The organism is Spirabiliibacterium falconis (assembly GCF_014885015.1).
In the GTDB taxonomy this organism is placed as follows: Bacteria; Pseudomonadota; Gammaproteobacteria; order Enterobacterales; family Pasteurellaceae; genus Spirabiliibacterium; species Spirabiliibacterium falconis.
Window position 1 is genome coordinate 1 of sequence record NZ_JABMIJ010000024.1, and the last position, 4457, is coordinate 4457.

Below are 4457 nucleotides of genomic sequence, written 5' to 3' on the forward strand. Positions count from 1 at the left end.
TCATCAAATAATGATGAATTATTGAGAAGAAAAAGGGCGAATATTCGCCCTTTTTTGTGACTTAAAAAGACACTTTAACCGCACTTTACGTTTTCTTTTTCTCTTGCTAGCATTTCTTGTCGTTCATTTTCATCGCGTAACAGGCTTTCCGCTTTCAGCCCTGCTTGACGGCAAAGTTCTACCACTGAATATAATAATTGCCCCAGTGTTTCTGCATCTTGTGCGTTTCCTGTTAATTGCTGCAAATAGTGCTCACTTTGGCTAATTAAATCAGAATGACAACGTGTCTTTTGATCGAATTTTGCAATACGTTTTTGTAACTTTTCTGCACGCAGTAAGGCGGGAAGTGCTCGTGGAATATCATCAAGCAGCGAAAATTGCTTTTTGTTTAACCGCTCTTGTTCTTTTTGTGCTTCCCAATTTTTGAGAGCTTCAGCACCATTGTGTGCTTGCTTCTCTCCAAAAACATGTGGGTGGCGAAATATCAATTTTTGGTTAAGATGCGTGACAACATCGTTAAAATCAAATTGCTTATCTTCATCCGCTAGCTGGCTTAAAAAAATTACTTGCAACAACAGATCGCCAAGTTCTTCACGCATAGCGGTAAAATCTTGTGTTTGTAGTGTTTCGACAACCTCATAGCTCTCTTCTAACACGTGTGGAATCATAGTCTGATAGGTTTGCTCCAAATCCCACGGGCAGCCGCCATTAGGATTACGTAATTGGCGCATGATGTCGATTAATTTTTCGATAGATTGCATTCTATCTCCTCAAAATAATAAAAAACCGAGCAATTGCTCGGTTAGTTTAACAGTAAAGTGCGGTTCATCACTATTTTTTAGAACCTGGAATGCTGAAACGTTTGTTGAAACGTTCTACACGACCGCCTGTATCCACAACACGTTGTTTACCTGTGTAAAATGGGTGGCAAACACCGCAAACATCTAGGTTAAGATCGTGTCCCACTGTGGAACGAACTTTGATAACGTTACCGCAAGAACATGTTGCAGTTACTTCTTTATATTCAGGATGGATACCTTGTTTCATAGAAAACCTCAATGTGAAGCCATATCGCTATCGGGAGCGATGCCCGACACCATATGTATTAATCAAGTGCAAATTGCACAACCTTGTATTTAAGGCGGTGAATTATACAAAATAAAAAGCGTACTCGCAACTTTATTTGCAAAGTGCGGTTTTATTTCAAATCGGCTATACTGGCAGCAATTTTTAGTGGGATTTGATATGGCAATCATTGTGCGCACCGTGCTGGCTATGCCGCTGGCAAAAACATTTGATTATCTTGCATCTGATAACACGCCAATTTGCATTGGTGCAAGGTTGCGTGTGCCGTTTGGGCGACAACAACGCATTGCCATTGTGGTAGATTTACCGAGCGAGAGTCCTCTGCCGATGTCGCAGCTCAAGCCAATTCTTGAGGTGTTGGATAGTGCATCGGTTTTTACTCCGGAGATGTTTACCCTATTAGCGTGGGCAGCACGCTATTATCACACAGGATTAGGCGAGGTGTTATTCCAGGCCTTGCCAGCAAAACTACGGTCAGGAGATGTGGATGCGTTTCCAGCAAGCTATGCGTATCAGCTTACGAATGCGGGCGAAACCGCACTTTTAACGGATACGTTACGTCGTGCGCCTAAGCAAAAAGCCTGTCTTGAATTATTAAAAAGTGCACCTGCTCACACCCTGATGGCGCAACAATTGCATGAATATCACGCGGTGTTGCGCACGTTGCAAGATAAAGGCTTAATCTCAAAACTGACGCAAGAGCCAAAATATCAGCCATGGCAGCGTCTACTTGAGGATGTGTGGTATTCAGCCGAAAATAAACCACACTTAAACAAACAGCAAGCCTTGGTTCTTAATGCGATGGCAATGGCAAACGGGCATCATACTTGGCTGTTAGATGGCATTACGGGGGCTGGTAAAACGGAAGTGTATTTACAGATGATGGAAGGGGTGCTCGCACAAGGGAAACAAGTGCTTTTGCTTGTGCCTGAGATTGGGCTTACGCCGCAATTAGTGCGCAGTGTTGAGCAGCGTTTTTATCTGCCGATTGATGTTTTGCATTCTAACTTAACGGATTTACAGCGTTTTAGCGTGTGGAAGAGGGCAAAGTGCGGTATCACTAGCATAGTGATAGGCACACGATCTGCGTTATTTACACAATTTAGTACGCTTGGGCTGATTATTGTGGATGAAGAGCATGATCCTTCGTATAAACAGCAAGAAACGCAATGGCGTTACCATGCACGGGATATGGCTGTCATGCGTGCGAGGAGCGAGAATATTCCGATTATTCTTGGCAGTGCTACCCCAAGTTTGGAGAGCTTGGCTAATGCAGAGAAAGGCAAATATCGCCTCTTGCAGTTGGATCGCCGAGCAATAAGCACGCATACGTTAGCGCATCAAATTATCAATTTGAAAAATCAGCCCCTAAAAGCAGGCATTTCTGCTGCATTAGAACAAAAAATGCGCTCCCATCTAGAGCGTGGCAACCAAGTGCTTTTATTTTTAAACCGACGTGGTTATGCCCCCGTGATGTTGTGCCACGAGTGTGGTTGGATTGCGCAATGCCAGCAATGTGAGCGACCGCATACGTATCATCAACAGCAACAGCATCTACGGTGCCATCACTGTGGCATTCAGCAACGTATTCCTACACAATGTCCAATGTGCGGTTCCACTCATTTAGTCACGACAGGCATTGGCACTGAGCAACTAGAGCAGCACCTTAAGCAGGCGTTTCCTGATTTTCAGGCGGTGCGAATTGATCGTGATAGCACGGCGCGCAAAGGGAGCTTAGAGACGCATTTGCACGCCATTAAGCATAAAAAAAGCCAGATTTTGATCGGCACACAAATGTTGGCGAAGGGGCATCATTTTCCTGATGTCACGTTAGTTGCCTTGCTAAATATTGACGGCGCATTGTTTTCGCAAGATTTTCGCAGTGAAGAGCGACTGGCACAACTGTATGTGCAAGTTTCTGGGCGAGCAGGGCGTGGCGTGCAAGCAGGTGAGGTCGTACTACAAACGCATTTCCCTCAACATCCTGTATTACAAACCTTGCTTAATGATGGTTACCGCACTTTTGCACAACAGGCATTGCAACTACGCCAACGGCTTGGGCTTCCCCCTTATGCTGGGCAGGCATTGTTTAAAACACGCAGTAAAAAAAGTGAAAGTGCGGTTAGCTACCTCAAGATAATTGCCACCTTCTTTCAGCAGTATTGTACTCAGCATCAGATTTGTGATTTACAAATTTTGGGTCCGATAGAAGGGCTACACCCAAAGCGAGCGGGATTTTATCATTGGCAACTCTTATTACAGCATCCATCAAAATCTGTATTGCAAACAGCTTTATCTGAGTTTTCGCATATGGCGATCGCGCCGCCGAGCAATGTGCAAATGATAGTCGATATTGACCCAATAGATTTCAGTTAATACGCAATATTATGATATTGACACTATGCAATAGCTCCTTTTTTGAGTAAAATTCTCTACTTTAATATTAGTTTAGTCCGTGATAAAAAGGTTGTCATCGTGGTTCAGCGAGATTATGCCGCCAGAGGTAAGAAAAAAAAGAAAAAGCATGCGCCTGTTAACAAACTGCTTTTACTGATTATTTTATTAAGTATCGTTATTGCGTTTGCAGCGGGGCTTTTTTTGCTTAAGGAAAAGTCAACAGAAAGTGGTGTGGCACTCCCAGTGCCAGATAAAACGGTTGAAGAACAACCTAAAAGCACCTTGCCGAGTCGTCCAGAAGAGGTATGGAGCTATATTCGTGATCTTGAAACGCGTGAAATTCCTATTGATGACAATCCAAAAGACAGTGCTAAAATACAGAATCTCACTGAAGAACAAAAGCAAATTCTCAAGATGCTTGAGCGAGATCAGCCAGTGGTTAATGTGCCTAAAGTGGAAAAAAATACCAGCACAGAACAGACGATAAAATCGCCTGAACCAAAACCTAAAGCACCGCAAGTAGTGGATAAACCGAAAGCAAAAGAAGAGGTTATTGTGACAGAAGTGGCTGTCGCCAAACCTGAGAAAAAGCCTGTCTTACCAGAGAAGAAAACAGAAAGTGCGGTTCAAGCGAACAAAACTGCTGCGGAAAGCAAAGGCAAATTTGGCTTACAGTGCGGTGCTTTCAAAAATCGCCAGCAAGCTGAAAATTTACAAGCTAAGCTGGTGATGTCTGGTTTTAATGCACGCACTGCTGTGAGTGCCAATTGGACACGCGTTTTCATCGGTCCAGTTGGCGATCGTGCCGCGGCTAAGGCTGAGCTTAATCGAGTCAAAGCCGTTGCCAGTTGCGTTGTTGTGGCGATGTAATCAACGATAAAAGTGCGGTTTTTCATCAAATTGTCGATAAAAAGCGCACTTAATTATTTTTGTAAAAAAAGGCTTGCGAAATGTGAGTAGCGTACTATAATGCG

The 4457-nt window shown here is 43.7% G+C and carries 4 protein-coding genes; 2 read left to right on the forward strand and 2 right to left on the reverse strand.

Translation table 11 applies throughout. The annotated features are described in order from the left end of the window. Nucleotides 1-74: 74 nt before the first annotated feature. Together mazG and rpmE are read right to left on the reverse strand one after the other, a co-directional pair. Entirely contained in the window at nt 75-761 is a 687-nt protein-coding gene (gene mazG, locus HPC40_RS08990; RefSeq protein ID WP_208119164.1) for a nucleoside triphosphate pyrophosphohydrolase, read from the reverse strand. A 70-nt stretch (nt 762-831) separates the two neighbouring features. Further along, a complete protein-coding gene (gene rpmE / locus HPC40_RS08995) occupies nt 832-1047 on the reverse strand; it encodes a 50S ribosomal protein L31 (protein WP_208119165.1) in 216 nt (71 codons plus the stop codon). A 198-nt stretch (nt 1048-1245) separates the two neighbouring features. Here rpmE and priA point away from each other — a divergent pair, with 198 nt between their 5' ends. Continuing rightward, nucleotides 1246-3462, forward strand: a complete 2217-nt coding sequence (gene priA, locus HPC40_RS09000; protein ID WP_208119166.1) for a primosomal protein N' — start codon at nt 1246-1248, stop codon at nt 3460-3462. A gap of 99 nt (nt 3463-3561) precedes the next feature. Further along, nucleotides 3562-4353 carry a cell division protein FtsN gene (ftsN, locus tag HPC40_RS09005; protein ID WP_208119167.1) on the forward strand — a complete coding sequence of 264 codons (792 nt, stop codon included), beginning with the start codon at nt 3562-3564 and terminating at the stop codon, nt 4351-4353. Nucleotides 4354-4457: the final 104 nt, after the last annotated feature.

Excerpts from the sequence above, each read along its gene's own strand:
- mazG (WP_208119164.1), bottom strand. The coding sequence starts at position 761 with ATGCAATCTATCGAAAAATTAATCGACATCATGCGCCAATTACGTAAT.
- rpmE (WP_208119165.1), bottom strand. The coding sequence starts at position 1,047 with ATGAAACAAGGTATCCATCCTGAATATAAAGAAGTAACTGCAACATGT.
- priA (WP_208119166.1), top strand. The coding sequence starts at position 1,246 with ATGGCAATCATTGTGCGCACCGTGCTGGCTATGCCGCTGGCAAAAACA.